This window comes from Bradyrhizobium sp. 21, from assembly GCF_023073335.1.
Lineage (GTDB): Bacteria > Pseudomonadota > Alphaproteobacteria > Rhizobiales > Xanthobacteraceae > Bradyrhizobium.
On record NZ_JADPJG010000011.1, the window covers coordinates 108,227 to 124,791 of the forward strand.

Sequence of the window (16,565 nt, forward strand, 5' to 3'; positions counted from 1 at the left end):
CGATTCACTTCCCCATGGCCAAATCCACGCTTTCCTTCGTCTGCCAGAACTGCGGCGCGGCCTATAACCGCTGGCAGGGCAAGTGCGAGTCCTGCGGCGAGTGGAATACGCTCGCCGAGGAGGATGCGACCGGCAGCGTACCGGTGTCGATCCGCTCCAAGCGCAAGGGGCGGACATTCGCGCTCGAGAGCCTGTCCGGAAAAACCCAGGACGCCCCGCGCCTGTCCTCAGGCATGACCGAACTCGATCGCGTGACCGGCGGCGGTTTCGTCCGCGGCTCGGTGCTGCTGGTCGGCGGCGATCCCGGCATCGGCAAATCGACGCTGCTCACTCAAGCGACCAGCCTGATGGCGCGCGCCGGCCATCGCATCGTCTACATCTCGGGCGAAGAGGCGGTCGCGCAGGTGCGGCTGCGCGCCGAGCGGCTCGGGCTGTCAGACGCGCCGGTTCAGCTTGCCGCCGAAACGTCTGTCGAGGACATCGTCTCGACGCTGTCGGAGGGTGCGGTCCCCCGGCTGATCGTGATCGATTCGATCCAGACCATGTGGACCGACACGGTGGAATCCGCCCCCGGCACGGTCACCCAGGTGCGCGCCTCGGCGCAGGCGCTGATTCGTTTCGCCAAGAAGACTGGCGCTGCCATCATTCTGGTCGGCCATGTCACCAAGGACGGCCAGATTGCCGGCCCCCGCGTGGTCGAGCACATGGTCGATGCGGTGCTGTCGTTCGAAGGCGAAGGCTCGCAGCAGTTCCGCATCCTGCGTGCCGTGAAGAACCGTTTCGGGCCGACCGACGAGATCGGCGTGTTCGAGATGACGGGCCTTGGCCTGCGCGAGGTCACCAACCCCTCGGAGCTGTTCCTGTCCGAGCGCGATCTCGGGACGCCCGGTACCGCTGTCTTCGCAGGGATCGAGGGCACGAGGCCCGTCCTGGTCGAATTGCAGGCACTCGTGGCCCCCACCTCGCTCGGCACCCCGCGCCGGGCCGTGGTCGGCTGGGATCCGAGCCGGCTGTCGATGGTGCTGGCGGTGCTGGAGGCCCATTGCGGGGTCAAGCTGTCCGGCCACGACGTCTATCTGAACGTCGCGGGCGGCCTGCGCATCCACGAACCCGCGGCCGATCTGGCCGCGGCGGCGGCGCTGGTGTCGTCCCTGGTTAATGCGCAGTTACCCACCGATGCGGTCTATTTCGGCGAGATCTCGCTATCCGGCGTGGTGCGCCCGGTGGCGCAGACCCCGGCCCGGCTGAAGGAAGCGGCAAAACTCGGCTTTCAGCGTGCCGTGCTGCCCGAATCGGCCCGGGGCGACGCCGGCGGCGATGCCGGACTGTCGCTGAACGCAATCAACAGCCTGACGACATTGGTGGCCGAAATCGCCGCCCGCGGCTCCCGACGCGGTGAATCGAACGCACCGGCGGAGAAAAATGCCACACCGGCAAGATTCCGCCGTGGAGAGGGTTAGGTGGAGGTGACGTTCCCCATCCCCGCCGCTATACAGCCGTCACAAAAGCAGCACGGGATTGCGTGGTTGCGGCCTTGCCGGAAACTCCGTCTGGCCCTCACTTGGGGCGGCGGCCAAACACCGATTCGCTGAGCACCTTTGAAGTACGAGCGGACCAGACCAGCCGATGCCAGTAACCATCCTCGACCTGATCCTGCTCGGTGTGATGCTGATCTCGGGCCTGCTTGCCATGGTCCGCGGCTTCATGCGCGAAATCCTGTCGATCGCGGCCTGGGGCACGGCGGCGATCGTCACCCTTTATTCATTCTCGAAGCTGCTGCCGACCGCAAAGACCTATTTCAACAACGATACCGTCGCGAGCGTGGTCGTGGTCGCCGGCGTATTCGTCGGCACCCTGGTCGTGGTCTCCGTGATCACGGTGCGGATCTCCGACATGATCCTGGATTCGCGCATCGGCGCGCTGGATCGCACCCTCGGCTTCCTGTTCGGGCTGGCTCGCGGGCTTTTGATCGTCGTGGTCGCCTTCCTGTTCTTCACCTGGCTGGTGCCGGACAAGCAGCGCCCGGACTGGGTCACGGGGGCCAAATCCCGCGTGGTGCTCCAGGGAACCGGGGATTGGCTGATGGCCCTCTTGCCTGACGACCCCGAGAACACCATCTTGAAGAGATTCAAGAAAAACAAACCAGATGATGAGCAGACTGATTCCGAGCAGCAGCCTTCGGGCAGCGGCGACGGATACAGCAAACCGGCTCGTGACAGCCTTAAAAAGCTGATCGAGAAACCCGCGGTGCGTTGATTAAGCCCTACTAGAGAGAGGCTCGGACGAGATGCGAAATCCTGACCAGGACGCCCAACTTGATCTCGGCCCGGCCGCGCTAGAGCTTCAGGACGATCTGGAGGGGGATACGCTGCGCGAGGAATGCGGCGTCTTCGGCATCTATGGCCACCCCGACGCCGCCGCCATCACGGCGCTCGGCCTTCACGCCCTCCAGCATCGCGGCCAGGAAGCCGCCGGCATCGTCTCCTACGACGGCAGCCGGTTTCATTCCGAACGCCGCCTCGGCCTCGTCGGCGACACCTTCTCCCGCCGCGAGGTGATCGACCGCCTGCCCGGCACCATGGCGGTCGGCCATGTCCGCTACGCCACGACCGGCGCCACGATCCTGCGCAACGTGCAGCCGCTGTTCGCCGAACTCAATGCCGGCGGCCTCGCAGTCGCCCACAACGGCAACCTCTCCAACGGCCTGACCTTGCGCCGCGAGCTCGTGAAGAGCGGCGCTATGATGCAGTCGACGTCCGACACCGAGGTGATCCTGCACCTGGTCGCGCGCTCACGGCGCAGCCGCTTCATCGAACGCTATATCGACGCGCTGCGCGAGATCGAGGGCGCCTATGCGCTGGTGTCGCTCACCAACAAGAAGCTGGTCGGTGCGCGCGATCCGCGCGGCATCCGTCCGCTGGTGCTCGGCGACCTCGACGGCTGCCCGATCCTGACGTCGGAAACCTGTGCGCTCGACATCATCGGCGCGCGCTTCGTCCGCGACATCGAGCCCGGCGAAGTCATCGTGTTCGACGAGAACGGCCAGGACATCCACAAGCCGTTCCCACCGATGGCGCCGCGTCCCTGCATCTTCGAATACATCTACTTCTCCCGTCCGGATTCCATCGTTCACGGCCGCTCGGTCTACGAGGTGCGCAAGGCCTTCGGTGCGCAGCTCGCGCGCGAGAGCCATGTCGAGGTCGACGTCGTGGTGCCGGTGCCGGATTCCGGCGTGCCCGCCGCGGTCGGCTACAGCCAGCATTCCGGCGTGCCGTTCGAGCTCGGCATCATCCGCAACCATTATGTCGGCCGCACCTTCATCCAGCCGACGCAGGCGATCCGCGAATCCGGCGTGCGCATGAAGCATTCGGCCAACCGCGCCGCGATCGAAGGCAAGCGCATCATCCTGATCGACGACTCGCTGGTGCGTGGCACCACATCGAAGAAGATCGTGCGCATGATGCGCGATGCCGGCGCGAAGGAAGTGCATTTCCGTCTCGCCTCGCCGCCGATCCTCTATCCCGACTATTACGGCATCGACCTGCCCGACCGCGACGGCCTTCTTGCGGCAACGCATTCGATGGAAGAGATGCGCGAGCTCATCGGCGCCGACTCGCTCGCCTTTCTGTCGATCGACGGCATGTATCGTGCGATGGGCGAACCAGGCCGCGACCCGGCCAATCCAAAGTTTGCGGATCATTGTTTCACCGGGGCGTATCCGACCCACCTCACCGACCAGACCCAGACCGAGCAGCAGCCGCGGCAATTGTCGCTGCTGGCGGAAGCGAGCTAGGCAGTCGTCCCGGCGAAGGCCGGGACCCATAACCACAGCTCTGTGTGGTTCGAAGAGGATGGCCATGACCATCTTCACCAAATCATCGCCGTCACGGCGTATGGGTCCTGGCTTTCGCCAGGACGACGCTGGATAGAACATTTCAATGATAAATCCCCTCGCCAACCGCATCGCTCTCGTCACCGGCGCCTCGCGCGGTATCGGCTTCGCCACGGCCAAGGCGCTGGCGAAGGCCGGCGCGCATATCGTCGCCGTGGCGCGCACGCAGGGCGGGCTGGAAGAGCTCGATGACGAGATCCGCAAGGACGGCGGCAGCGCCACACTGGTGCCGCTCAACCTCACCGATTCCGACGGCATTGCGCGGCTCGGCGCCGGCCTGCATGAACGCTACGGCAAGCTCGATATCCTCGTTGGCAATGCCGGCGTGCTCGGCCCCTCCTCGCCGGTCGGCCATATCGAGCTGAAGGCCTTCACCGACGTGATGGCTGTCAACGTCTCCGCCAACTTCCAGCTGATCCGCTGCATGGAGCCGCTGCTCAAGCAATCCGACGCCGGCCGCGCGGTGTTCATCACCTCGGGCGCCGCCAACAAGGCCACCGCCTATGTCAGCCCCTACGCCGCCTCCAAGGCTGCCCTGGAAACGCTGGCGCGCGCCTGGGCGCAGGAGACCGCCAATACGAAGCTGCGTATCAACCTGTTCAACCCGGGCCCGATCCGCACCCGCATGCGCGCCACCCTGATGCCGGGCGAGGATCCGACGACGCTGGAGACGCCCGAGCAGGTCGCCGAACTCATCGTCCCGATGTGCGCGCCAGACTGGACCGAGACCGGCAAGTTCTACGACTACAAGACCCGCAGCCTGATGAGCTTCCGCTCGCCGGCCTGATTGACTCGCGCGCCTCCCCGCGATTGACTGCCCGCGCTCAAGCGGCAGCAAGCCGCAAGCCAAAAAGGGAGGTCGCCATGGCACCGTGGCATGATCGCGCAGGCGTCACCCGTGCGCTCGCAAATGTCTTTCACGCCTTCTTCATCCTGACCGCAGCCATCGCGTTTGCGCTTCCGAGTGTTGCGATCGCTGGCGATGTCCCGACCTTCGCGGTCGATGCCTCCTGGCCAAAGCAATTGCCGAACAATTGGATCCTTGGCCAGGTTGGCGGCATCACCGTCGACTGGCAGGGCCACATCTGGGTGATCCATCGCCCACGCTCGCTCACCGATGACGAGAAGGGCGCGAGCCTCAACCCGCCGCGCTCCAAGTGCTGTGTGTCGGCGCCGCCGGTGCTCGAATTCGACACTGATGGCAACCTGCTGCGGTCCTGGGGTGGTCCGGGCGAAGGCTATGAATGGGTCGGCCGCGAGCATGGCATCGAGGTCGACGACCGCGGCTTCGTCTGGGTCGGCGGCAATGCCGACAACGACAACGCGATTCTGAAGTTCACGCTCGACGGCAAGTTCGTGGCACAGATCGGCAAGATCGCGCCGAGCCTCGGCAGCAACGACACGACGCAACTCGGCAAGCCCGCGGAGACCGCGATCGACAAGGACGCGAACGAGATCTACGTCGCCGACGGTTATGGCAATCGCCGCGTCATCGTGTTCGACGCAACCACGCTCGCCTACAAGCGGCATTGGGGCGCTTACGGCAACAAGCCTGACGACACCAAGCAGGCGGCGTACGATCCCAAGGCGCCGGTTGCGCAGCAATTCGGCAATCCCGTCCATTGCGTGAAGCTCGCCAATGACGGCCTTGTCTACGTTTGCGACCGCATCAACAACCGCATCCAGGTCTTCAAGAAGGACGGCACCTTCGTGAAGGAGTTCTTCTTCGAGAAGAACACGCTCGGCAACGGCGCGGTGTGGGACATCGCGATCTGGCCCGATCCGAAGCAGAGCTGGCTGCTCAGCGCCGACGGCGAGAACAACGAGATCAGGGTCATCAAGCGCGAGGACGGCAGCGTGGTCGGCAGCTTCGGGCACAACGGCCGCAACGCCGGCCAATTCCACTGGGTGCACGCCATGGCGATCGACGCCAAGGGCAACGTCTATACCGCCGAGGTCGACACCGGAAAGCGCATCCAGAAATTCAAGCTGACGTCGGACGCGCTCAAATAGCGTCTCGACGCATTTTGCCCAAAAGTTAACCGCCGGATGACGCTACGACGCGGCGTCATCCGGCTTTAGGCGCATTGCCGGGACCTGCAGGACACGGTAGAGCCATCAGCCGGAACAAGGCTCCCATTCAAGAGAGCCGTCCGCATGTTTGACAATGGAGGAAACCTTTTATGACGACCATGTTCGCGCGCCGCTCCGCGGCTCTTCTGGCCTGTGCCGCCTTCGGTTTTGCCACATCCGCCTTCGCCCAGGACAAGACCGCCACGATCGGCGTGCTCAACGACATGTCGAGCCTCTATGCCGACATCGGCGGCCCCGGCGCCGTGGCGGCGATCAACATGGCGGTGGAAGATTCCGGTCTCCGCGCCAAGGGCTGGAAGATCGAGGTGATCAGCGGCGATCACCAGAACAAGCCGGATGTCGGCGTCAATATCGCGCGGCAATGGATCGACACCCAGAAGGTCGATGTGATCGCCGACACGCCGAACTCCGGCGTGGCACTGGCCGTCAGCAACGTCGTCAAGGAGAAGAACGCGGTCCTGCTCAACAATGGCGGCGCCAGCGCCGACCTCACCGGCAAGGCCTGCAACGCCAACACCATCTCCTACACCTACGACACCTACATGCTCGCCAACGGCACCGGCAAGGCGCTGACCAAGGCCGGCGGCGACAGCTGGTTCTTTCTGACCGCCGACTACGCCTTCGGTGCCGCGCTCGAGCGTGACACCAGCGCGGTCGTCACCGCGAATGGTGGCAAGGTGCTCGGGGGCGTCAAGCATCCGCTCAACACCTCGGATTTCTCTTCCTTCCTGCTCCAGGCGCAGAACTCGAAGGCCAAGATCGTCGGTCTTGCCAACGCTGGCGGCGACACCACCAACTCGATCAAGCAGGCGGCCGAGTTCGGCATCGTCGAGGGCGGCCAGAAGCTCGCCGCGCTCCTGCTGTTCATCAACGACGTCCACTCGCTCGGCCTCAAGACTGCGCATGGCCTGACCTTCACCGAATCCTTCTACTGGGATCTCAACGAGGGCACGCGCGCGTTCTCGAAGCGCTTCCAGGACAAGGTGGCCAACAAGGCGATGCCCTCGATGACGCAGGCCGGCAATTATGCGGCCGTGCTGCATTACCTGAAGGCGCTCGAGGCCCTCGGCGGCAATCCGCATGACGGCGCCAAGGTCGTCGCCAAGATGAAGGAGATCCCGACCGACGATCCGCTGTTCGGCAAGGGCCCGCTGCGCGAGGACGGCCGCCGCATTATTCCCGCCTTCCTGTTCGAGGTGAAGAAGCCGGAAGAATCGAAGGGCCCGTGGGACTATTACAAGCTGGTCGCGACCATCCCGGCGGAAGACGCGGCCAAGCCGCTCAAGGACAGCGAGTGCCCGCTGGTGAAGAAGTAAGCGAGATATCGTAGGGTGGGTTGCGGCTGCGCGAAGCGCGGTCCGCATGGCGTAACCCACCTCTTCTTTCTCAGCGGCCAAGATGGCGGATTACGCTTCGCTAATCCACCCTACGGTTCTGATTTTGTGGCACCCAACGCCCGCACAGCAATCGCTACGCACGCCACCATCAACACGCCGGCAAGCAAAAATGGCGCGCCGGGCAGATGCCACGGCGCGCTCGCGCCGATGAAATATGAAAACGTCAGCGTGAACAGGAACGGGCCGACGAGCTGCGACACGCTCTGCACGCTCGCGGTCGCGCCCTGCAACTGGCCCTGCTGATCGGGCGCGACCAGCCGCGTCATCAGCGATTGCATGGCGGCGCCCGAGATGCCCCACAGCGACATCACGGGAATGCCGATCCAGAACAGCGGCCCGGTCGGCGCCGCGCCGAAGATCACGAAGCCGACCGCGCCACAGCACAGGCCCATCACCAGCGCGTTCCGCTCGCCGAGCACGCGCACGATCGGGCCGATCGCCAGCCCCTGCACCACCATGGCGCAGATGCCGACCATCGCCAGCGTCAGTCCCACGGTTTTCGAATCCCAGCCGTAGCGATAGGTCGCATAGAGCACGAAGGTCGAGGGAAGCACGACATGCGCGACCTGCGCGATGAAGTTGACGACCGACAGCGCAGCCAGCACCGCGTTGGAGCGCAGCAGATGCAGCGCGCCGACCGGATTGGCGCGCGTCCAGCGGAACGGCGCGCGCTTGTCCGCCGCCAGGGATTCCGGCAGCACGAAGAGCCCATAGAGTGCATTGGCGAGGCTCAGGGCCGCCGAGGCCCAGAAGGGCAGGCGCGGATCGATATCGCCGAGCAGACCGCCCAGTGCCGGGCCCAGCACGAAGCCGGCGCCGAAGGCCGCGCCGATCCTGCCGAACACCGCTGCGCGCCGCTCCGGCGGTGTGATGTCGGCGATGTAGGCAAAGGCAGTCGAGATGCTGGCGGAGGTGATCCCGGAGATGACGCGGCCGACGAACAGCCAGACCAGCGATGGCGCCAGCGCCATCAGCACATAATCCGCCGCGAGCCCGAAATTCGACAGCAGCACCACCGGCCGTCGCCCGAAGCGATCCGACAGCGCGCCGAGCACCGGCGAGAACACGAACTGCATCAACGCCCAGGCAGTGCCGAACAGGCCGAAGATGCGGGCCGCATGCGCGGTGTCGTTGCCGACGAAGCTCTCGATCAGCTTTGGCAGGATCGGCATGATCACGCCGAGCGCGAGCATGTCGAGCAGGATGGTGACGAAGATGAAGGCGACCGCACCACGCCGGACGGGTGCTGCGTCCTGCGCCATCGCCTCGCCGGCATCGCTGCTCACGACGGCCGCTTGCGCTTGTGGGCGAAGGGGTTGGCCTTCTCGCGCAAGGTGATGCGCACCGGCGTGCCCGGCAGCTCGAAGGCCTCACGCATCGAATTGGTGAGATAGCGCATATAGGACTGCGGCACCGCGTCCGCGCGGGAGCAGAACAGCACGAAGCTCGGCGGGCGCGCCTTGGTCTGCGTGATGTAGTTCAGCTTCAGCCTGCGGCCGGACACGGCGGGCGGCGGATTGGCCTGCACCGCCTGCTCGAACCAGCGGTTCAATGCGGAGGTCGAGACGCGCCGGTTCCAGAGCGCATAGGCGTCCTGGATCGCCTGCATCAATCGATCGATGCCCTCGCCCATCAGACCGGAGACGGCGACAATCGGCACGCCCTTGACCTGCGGCAGCAGATGGTCGGCATCGCGGCGCAGGTTGGAGATTGCGCCACCGCCCTTGCTCTCCATCAGATCCCATTTGTTGACGGCGAGCACGACCGCGCGGCCCTCGCGCTCGATCAGGTCGGCGATGCGCAGATCCTGCTCCTCGAAACGGTTCTGCGCATCCATCATCATCACGACGACTTCGGCAAAGCGCACCGCGCGCAGTGCGTCCGCAACCGAGAGCTTTTCCAGCTTCTCCTCGATGCGCGAGCGCCGGCGCAGGCCTGCGGTGTCGAACACGCGAAATTCGCGGCCCTTCCAATTGATCTCGACCGCGATGGAATCGCGCGTGGTGCCGGCCTCCGGGCTCGTCAGCAGGCGCTCCTCGCCGAGCAGATGATTGATCATCGTCGACTTGCCGGCATTGGGCCGGCCGACGATGGCGACCCGGATCGGACGCGTCGCGGCCTCTTCCTCGGTGAGCGGCTCGTCGTCCTCGACCTCGTCTTCCTCGACAGGCTCCGGCATCAGCTCTCTGAGGGCGTCATAGAGCTCACCCATGCCTTCGCCGTGCTCGGCCGAGATCTGGATGGGATCGCCGAGGCCGAGCGCGAAGGCCTCCATGGCGCCGGCATCGCCGTGCTTGCCTTCGCTCTTGTTGGCAACCAGCAGCACCGGCTTGTTGGCCTTGCGGGCGAAATCAGCGAAGGCGCGATCGGTAGGCGTGAGGCCGATGCGGGCATCGACCACGAAAAACAGCGCATCGGCCTGCGCGATCGCGGCCTCCGTCTGCTCCTGCATGCGCGCGGTCAGCGAGCCCTTGGCGCCCTCGTCGAGCCCGGCAGTGTCGATGATGGTGAACTCGAGATCGCCGAGCCTCGCCTCACCCTCGCGGCGGTCGCGGGTGACGCCCGGCAAATCATCGACGAGCGCGAGCTTCTGCCCAACCAGGCGGTTGAACAGCGTCGACTTGCCGACATTGGGTCGGCCGATAATGGCAATCGTAAAGGACATCGGTCATTCGTGCGCTGCGAAAGCTGCGTCTGTCAATGAAATGAAGACAATTGTTTGAGCATGATCCTTTCGGAAAACCGCTTCACACTTTTCCGGATCATGCTCTAGCGCGAGAAGCTGCCGCTCGGCATCGGCGCCGGGAAGGCGCCTTGCGATTGCTGCTGGGTGGTCTGGGTCGGTTGCGCCTGCTGGACGGGCTGATCCGGCGGCGGCGCGGTGGTGCGCTTGCGGACGATCTTCTGCTTCGGCGGCGGAGCGGCCGCGGGCGGCGCCGCCTCCGGCTGGGCCTCGCCATCGACTTCGCCGGCGGGCGCCTCGGCCGGCGCGGCGGCAGTCGGCTGCCTGGTCTTTTTCGCCTTGGCACCCTTCGCCGGCTTGGCCGGCTCGGGCTGAGGCTCCACAGGCAAGGCCGCGACGGCAGGCCCGTTCGAGTCGGGCTGTTGCTGCGCGCCCTTGTACATTTCCTTCGGGACGCCCTGCTCGAGGCCCGGCACGCCTTCAGGGAACACCGGCTTGCGGTCGCCCGGCAGCTTCTTCTTGGTATCGAGGAAGTCGAGCATGTCGCTCGGATCGAAGCTGGAGCAGCCGCCCAGGACGCCTGTGAAGGCGATCAGGACGGCGGCTGCGATCAAGCGTGGCGTGCGGCGCATCTTGGTATCTCGTCTCGTGTCGGAGGCCGTCGTCAGCTCTTGGCGACGGGCGGCAGCAGGGCCTGCAGTGCCTCGGCGCGTGAGCGCAGGCCGGGCGGCGTTTCACCGTCCTCGGCAATCGTATCGAGCCATTTGCGGGCAGCAGTCATGTCGTTGTTGCGCCAGGCCGACAGCGCCAGCATCTCGCGGGCACTGTGACGGAAGGTCGATTTGGGCGCGGTGGAGGCTTCCAGCCGCTGCTGCATCTCGGCATAGCCGGCGCTATCGAGCAGCAGGCCAGCCGCGCGGACCTTCGCCAGATCCTGCCACTCGCCACCCACGCTGCGGTCGGCGGCAATGTCGTCATACAGCTTGGCGGCCGCCTTGGGATCGCGAGCCGCGGCTTCGGCCGCAGCACGCAGCCGCGCCAAAGTGCGGTAGCCCGAAGGAGCCCTGGCTGCGAGATCGGTGAAGGCCGCCTCGGCCTCCGCATGCTTGTCCTGCTCGGACAGCTCGACAGCCTTCTCGAAGGCGGCGCCGGCCTCGGCAGCCTTCTTGGCCTCCAGATACTGGTAACCGCGCCAGCCACCCACGGCGGCCACGATCAGCACCATCAGGGCGATGAAGACGATCGAATACTTATCCCACAGCTTCTTGAGCTGTTCGCGACGGACTTCTTCGTCGACTTCGTCAAATAATTCAGACACTTAAGCTAACCCCATACCCGGTCAGGAATGCGCGCCACATCGTCCGCGTCAAAAACCCGTCCCCGCGTGGCGGCGGCGATACCCTATCGATATGGCGGTGGCAAGGCAAAGTGAGCCCGATCAAGGCGTTAACCACCCGGGATCGCCCGGAGGCCCTGCTGCCCGGCTCAGGTTCCCAGGAGCTCCCGCAACCGCCGCTTGAGCACCTTGCCATTGGCATTGCGCGGCAACGGCTCCGCGGTGATCACCATGGTTTCCGGGACCTTGTAGTCGGACAGCCGCTCGGCGCACCAGGCGCGCAAGGCCTCGCTGTCCACCCGCGCGCGCGTCACCACCACGGCGTGAACGCGTTCGCCCAGTACTGGACAGGCCTTGGCAACGATCGCGCTCTCGATCACGGCGGGATGGCCGGCCAGCACGGATTCGACCTCGGCCGAATAGATCTTCAGGCCGCCGCGGTTGATCATGTCCTTCTGCCGGTCGAACACGCGGACAAACCCTTGCGCATCGACCGAGCCGAGATCGCCAGAATGCCAGAACCCGCTGGTAAAGCTCTCGGCCGTGGCCTTCGGATTGTTCCAATAGCCCTTGATGACGGAGGCACTCTGGATCCAGAGTTCGCCGATCTCACCGTGCGGCAGTTCGCGGCCGTCTGCTCCCATTGCGAGGATGCGCGCACCCGGACACGGCAGGCCGACGCTGTCGATATGGCTCGCCGTCAACTCGCCGGGCATGATCGTGGATGGCGACGTCGTCTCGGTCGCGCCGTAGCAATTCGCCAGCTCGAGGCCGGGAATCTTTGCCTTGAGTTTCTCGATGGTCGCGACCGGCATCGGTGCACCGCCGAACCCGCCAATGCGCCAGCTCGAGAGATCATAGCTGTCGAAATCGGGCTGGAGCAGGCAGAGATTGTACATCGCCGGAACCATCACCGTGTAGCTGACGCGCTCGCGCGCGGCGAGCTTGAGATACTCGGCAGCCCTAAACTCCGGCATGATGATCAGCGCGCCGCCGCAGCAGACCATCGTCGTGATGTTGGCGACGATTCCGGTGACGTGGCCGAGCGGTACCGCTGCGATCGACCGGTCGGCTTGCGTCAATTGCAGGCAGGACACGAAGATCATCGAGGAATGGACGATGTTGCAATGGGCCAGCATCGCGCCCTTCGGCTTGCCGGTCGTGCCCGAGGTGTAGAGGATCATCGCGGTGTCCTCTTCGCTCGTCTCCGCGGGTGCCCTGGCCGGCACATTGTCGGCGAGCACCGCGAAACGCGACAGAGCCGGATCGTCGTCCACAGCGATGCGGTGGACCACGTCGGGGACTTCAAGCGCATCCGGCAGCCGCTCCGCGAGTGCCGCCTCGTGGATCAGGATTTTGGCGCCGCAATCGGCCAGCACATGGGCGATTTCCGGCTTCTGCTGCCGCGTGCCGAGCAGCACGGTGACCAGTCCCTCATGCGCGGCAGCGAACAGCAGCAGCGGAAATTCGACGCGGTTGCCGAGCAGGATCGCGACGCGGTCGCCGCGCTGCAATCCGAGCTTGCGAAAGCCCGCAGCGATCCGCGCGGCCTGCTCTATCGCCTGCCGCCAGCTCAGCCGGACATTGCTGGAGATCAGCGCTTCACCGTCGGCGTTGCGCGCGCAGGCATCCGCAATCATTGCCCACAAGCTCGCCGGCCGGTCGCAAAACGCCTGGATCACCCGATCGCCGAAGCGTGCCTCGAACCGCATCGGCGGAATCTGAGATTGCGACCAATCCATCGGAATGCCCTCGGAACGCCCTTGGCTTGTTGCTCTTGTTACCTTCCGCGCATGGACATGCCCGCCCCGTCTTGCGCTGATCGGCTATCCACCCACCACGGGAACGCCGATCACGACCGGATGGAACGCAAAAGCCAGCGCCAGATAAGCGACGATTCCGACCGCGATCGCGATCAGATCGTTGGTGACGCCGCCCACCGGAATCGGCGGGGCGCCACCGTCGGCGCGACGCTTCAGCGTGATGCGATCGTACACTGCCCAGCCCAGGAAGGAGCCGAACAGGATGATAGAGCCGAGATCGCCATTGGCCAAAAGATGCGCCGCCGCCCACAGCTTGATACCGGCCAGCATCGGATGCTTCAGCGTCGCATAGATGCGGCCGCGCAGATATGAGGCGACCACGAGGATCACGGCCGGCAGCATCAGCGCAAGCGTGATGTGCTTCAGTGCCTTCGGTGGATACCAGACGTCGATCCAGCCGGAGCTGCGATAATGCGCGAAGCCCCAGATGATCAACGCGAGCCCCGCGATCGAGGCAAACGAATAGAGGATCTTGTAGGTCCCCTCGCCCAATCTCGCGATCGCCTGCGCGCGCGCCTCACGTTTCGTCGTGAAAACATGGGCCGCGAAAAACAGCGCAAGCCCCAGGATCATGACCAACAGACCCACGACATCCTCCCCTCGTCCAGCGCCCCAGCTCATGGCGTATCATCGATTGGCCGCGGGTCGCAACTCTCGCGCCTCATGGTGAGGAGGCGCAAAGCGCAGTCTCGAACCATGCTGGCCCGGCTGCGGCAACGGCGCGGCCTTTCATCCTTCGAGACGCGCGCGAGCGCGCTCCTCAGGATGAGGGGATAAAGCTATTTTCCGAACTCGCGATTGTCGACATAGCGGATCGCGATCGGACGCCCAGCCAGGGCGCCACCGAGGCCGCTGGTGAATTTCAGCGGCAGGCAGGCGTTCAGCGACGAATTGATCGCATTCAGATATGTCGTTCGGGTATCGGCTGAAACGCCAGCGGTCGCAAAAGTCAGGCGCGGCGGACCGATCAGGCCGCCCGTCTTGTTGAAGCTGAAGCGCACCGCGATCTGCATGCCCGCGCGCGCGTTGTCCGACGGCGGCGACCAGCAGGTGCGCAGTTCGGCGAAGAGGTCGCCGATCGTGTCGAGATCGTGATCGGGCTTCTGGTATTTGGCGCGATTGGCCTCCGCCGGCACGCTTTCGATGGTGAGCTGAAGATTCTGGCCGTAGGGATAGTCGATCTCGGGAATACAGGGGCCGGGCTCCAGCGGGCTGCAATAGGACGGCGTGCAGGGCCGGCCGTCGAGCACACTGCACGGCTCATGCGCAAACGGGATCGGATTGATCTGGCGGCGTTGCGCGTCGACGCCAACTGTCGATATCGCCAGCAGGAGAAAAACGAGGATGCCGCGCCACATGATGCGAGCTCGCAAGGTCACATCGAGAAAGTTGGCATCGTCCATCGACCCGTCAAGGCCGCGCGCGTTCACATGCTGGCGTTCAAGCTCGGTGTCGTCGTCCGGCTTGACCGGACGACCCAGTATTCCAGAGGCGGTTGTTGAGCCGAGGGGCCGCGGCGTACTGGATGCCCCGCCTGCGCGGGGCATGACAGCGGAGGGCGGAGCGGCGCCTACCCCTTCTTCTTGACGTCCTTGACGTTGGTGAACGCGATGCCTTCGGCACGTTCCCTGGTGTAGCCGAGATAGAACTCGTTCCTCGCCAGATACACGGGATCGCCGTCGACGTCGTCGGCGATGCTGGAGGTGTTGGCAGCGATGAAGGTATCGAGCTTCTTGCGGTCTTCCGAGGAAACCCAGCGTGCGAGCTGGAACTCGCTGACCTCGAATTCGACCGGCAGTGAATATTCCGCATCCAGCCGCGCCTTCAGCACGTCGAGCTGTAGCGCGCCGACGACACCGACCAGCGCGGGCGCGCCGTCGCGCGGGCGGAACACCTGCACCACGCCCTCTTCCGACATCTGCTGAAGCGCTTCCTTCAGCTTCTTCGCCTTCATCGCGTCGGTGAGACGCACGCGGCGGACGATTTCCGGCGCAAAGCTCGGCACGCCGACGAAGTTGAAATCCTCGCCCTCGGTCAGCGTGTCGCCGATGCGCAGCGTGCCGTGGTTGGGAATGCCGACGACGTCGCCGGCGAAGGCCTCGTCCGCAACCGAACGGTCCTGCGCGAAGAAAAATTGCGGGCTCGACAGCGGCATGCTCTTGCCGGTGCGCACGAGCTTGGCCTTCATGCCGCGGCTGAGCTTGCCGGAGCACAGCCGCGCGAAGGCGATGCGGTCGCGGTGGTTGGGATCCATGTTGGCCTGGATCTTGAACACGAAGGCGCTCATGCGCGGATCGGTCGCCTCGACCTTGCGCTGGTCGCTCTCCTGCGCGCGCGGCTCGGGCGCGAACTTGCCAAGGCCTTGCAGCAGGTCGCCGACGCCGAAATTGCGCAGTGCGCTGCCGAAATAGACCGGTGTCAGATGGCCCTCGCGAAACGCCTCGAGCTCGAACGGCTTGGACGCTGCGGTGACGAGCTCGAGCTCGTCCTTGACCGCCGACACATCGAGATTGGCATTGAGCTTGCTGAGTTCGGCAATCTCGATCTGCTGCGCCGCGCCGGTCTTGGCGCCCCCGCCTTCGAGCAGGCGCACGCCGCCATTGACGACGTCGTAAGTGCCGAGGAAGTCGCGGCCGCGACCGACCGGCCAGGTCATCGGCGTGGTGTCGAGCGCCAGCGTCTTCTCGATCTCGTCGAGGAGATCGAAGACGTCGCGGCTCTCGCGGTCCATCTTGTTGATGAAGGTGATGATCGGGATGTCCCGAAGACGACACACCTCGAACAGTTTTCGGGTGCGCGCCTCGATGCCCTTGGCGGCGTCGATCACCATGACGGCGGAATCGACCGCCGTGAGCGTGCGATAGGTGTCTTCCGAAAAGTCCTCGTGGCCCGGCGTGTCCAGCAGATTGAACACCAGCCCCTCGAACTCGAAGGTCATGACCGAGGTCACGACCGAGATGCCGCGCTCGCGCTCGATCTTCATCCAGTCCGAACGCGTGTTGCGCCGCTCGCCCTTGGCCTTGACCTGGCCGGCCAGGTTGATGGCGCCGCCGAACAGCAGCAGCTTTTCGGTCAGCGTGGTCTTGCCGGCGTCCGGATGCGAAATGATCGCAAAAGTACGCCGCCGCGCCACCTCGGTGGCAAGCGGGGAACGGGCCGGCGATTCGGCTGTGGTGGCGATGTCGGACATTGCGGCAGCGTTTGGCAGGGAAAATGGGCCTGATCAAGCCTCATTTGGTGATTGCGGAGCCTTCCGGCCAGCCCCATATCGCCCTTTGGGGAGGACGGCCTTCCTGCTCACCAGCATATCAGCCGCGGGGACGACCCTGCCTTGAATGGA

General features: G+C 65.0%; 14 protein-coding genes. 6 read left to right on the top strand and 8 right to left on the bottom strand.

The window, feature by feature from the left end:
* The first annotated feature begins 14 nt into the window (after positions 1–14).
* The 6 genes from radA (at position 15) to IVB31_RS13690 (ending at position 7,302) form a co-directional block, all read left to right on the top strand.
* On the top strand, positions 15–1,460 hold the full coding sequence (radA, locus tag IVB31_RS13665) for a DNA repair protein RadA (RefSeq protein ID WP_247322894.1): 1,446 nt from the start codon (positions 15–17) through the stop codon (positions 1,458–1,460).
* Positions 1,461–1,626: 166 nt separating this feature from the next.
* The gene (locus IVB31_RS13670; RefSeq protein WP_247322902.1) at positions 1,627–2,256 is read left to right on the top strand and encodes a CvpA family protein; all 630 of its coding nucleotides are present in this window, start codon (positions 1,627–1,629) and stop codon (positions 2,254–2,256) included.
* Between the two features lie 31 nt (positions 2,257–2,287).
* Complete coding sequence (purF, locus tag IVB31_RS13675; protein ID WP_247322905.1) at positions 2,288–3,793, top strand: amidophosphoribosyltransferase; 1,506 nt, start codon at positions 2,288–2,290, stop codon at positions 3,791–3,793.
* Positions 3,794–3,938: 145 nt separating this feature from the next.
* On the top strand, positions 3,939–4,679 hold the full coding sequence (locus tag IVB31_RS13680) for an SDR family NAD(P)-dependent oxidoreductase (RefSeq protein WP_247322907.1): 741 nt from the start codon (positions 3,939–3,941) through the stop codon (positions 4,677–4,679).
* 77 nt (positions 4,680–4,756) lie between these two features.
* Positions 4,757–5,905: a hypothetical protein gene (locus IVB31_RS13685; protein ID WP_247322910.1), complete on the top strand. Its 1,149-nt coding sequence runs from the start codon at positions 4,757–4,759 to the stop codon at positions 5,903–5,905.
* 170 nt (positions 5,906–6,075) lie between these two features.
* Positions 6,076–7,302: an ABC transporter substrate-binding protein gene (locus tag IVB31_RS13690; protein ID WP_247322912.1), complete on the top strand. Its 1,227-nt coding sequence runs from the start codon at positions 6,076–6,078 to the stop codon at positions 7,300–7,302.
* Between the two features lie 110 nt (positions 7,303–7,412).
* Here IVB31_RS13690 and IVB31_RS13695 read toward each other — a convergent pair whose 3' ends face one another.
* From IVB31_RS13695 to IVB31_RS13730, 8 genes are all read right to left on the bottom strand, one after another.
* The gene (locus tag IVB31_RS13695; protein WP_247322914.1) at positions 7,413–8,669 is read right to left on the bottom strand and encodes a TCR/Tet family MFS transporter; all 1,257 of its coding nucleotides are present in this window, start codon (positions 8,667–8,669) and stop codon (positions 7,413–7,415) included.
* Positions 8,666–10,048, bottom strand: a complete 1,383-nt coding sequence (der, locus tag IVB31_RS13700) for a ribosome biogenesis GTPase Der (RefSeq protein ID WP_247322916.1) — start codon at positions 10,046–10,048, stop codon at positions 8,666–8,668. The genes IVB31_RS13695 and der overlap by 4 nt, the downstream gene beginning before the upstream one ends.
* A gap of 104 nt (positions 10,049–10,152) precedes the next feature.
* Complete coding sequence (locus IVB31_RS13705) at positions 10,153–10,698, bottom strand: hypothetical protein (RefSeq protein WP_247322918.1); 546 nt, start codon at positions 10,696–10,698, stop codon at positions 10,153–10,155.
* 32 nt (positions 10,699–10,730) lie between these two features.
* Positions 10,731–11,384: a tetratricopeptide repeat protein gene (locus IVB31_RS13710; RefSeq protein ID WP_247322920.1), complete on the bottom strand. Its 654-nt coding sequence runs from the start codon at positions 11,382–11,384 to the stop codon at positions 10,731–10,733.
* A 167-nt stretch (positions 11,385–11,551) separates the two neighbouring features.
* Positions 11,552–13,144 carry a class I adenylate-forming enzyme family protein gene (locus tag IVB31_RS13715; protein WP_247322923.1) on the bottom strand — a complete coding sequence of 531 codons (1,593 nt, stop codon included), beginning with the start codon at positions 13,142–13,144 and terminating at the stop codon, positions 11,552–11,554.
* Positions 13,145–13,228: 84 nt separating this feature from the next.
* Positions 13,229–13,813 (bottom strand): NnrU family protein, encoded by a 585-nt coding sequence (locus IVB31_RS13720; RefSeq protein WP_247322926.1) that lies wholly within the window; start codon positions 13,811–13,813, stop codon positions 13,229–13,231.
* 191 nt (positions 13,814–14,004) lie between these two features.
* The gene (locus IVB31_RS13725; protein ID WP_247322973.1) at positions 14,005–14,583 is read right to left on the bottom strand and encodes a hypothetical protein; all 579 of its coding nucleotides are present in this window, start codon (positions 14,581–14,583) and stop codon (positions 14,005–14,007) included.
* Between the two features lie 212 nt (positions 14,584–14,795).
* Positions 14,796–16,415 carry a peptide chain release factor 3 gene (locus tag IVB31_RS13730; RefSeq protein ID WP_247322927.1) on the bottom strand — a complete coding sequence of 540 codons (1,620 nt, stop codon included), beginning with the start codon at positions 16,413–16,415 and terminating at the stop codon, positions 14,796–14,798.
* Positions 16,416–16,565: the final 150 nt, after the last annotated feature.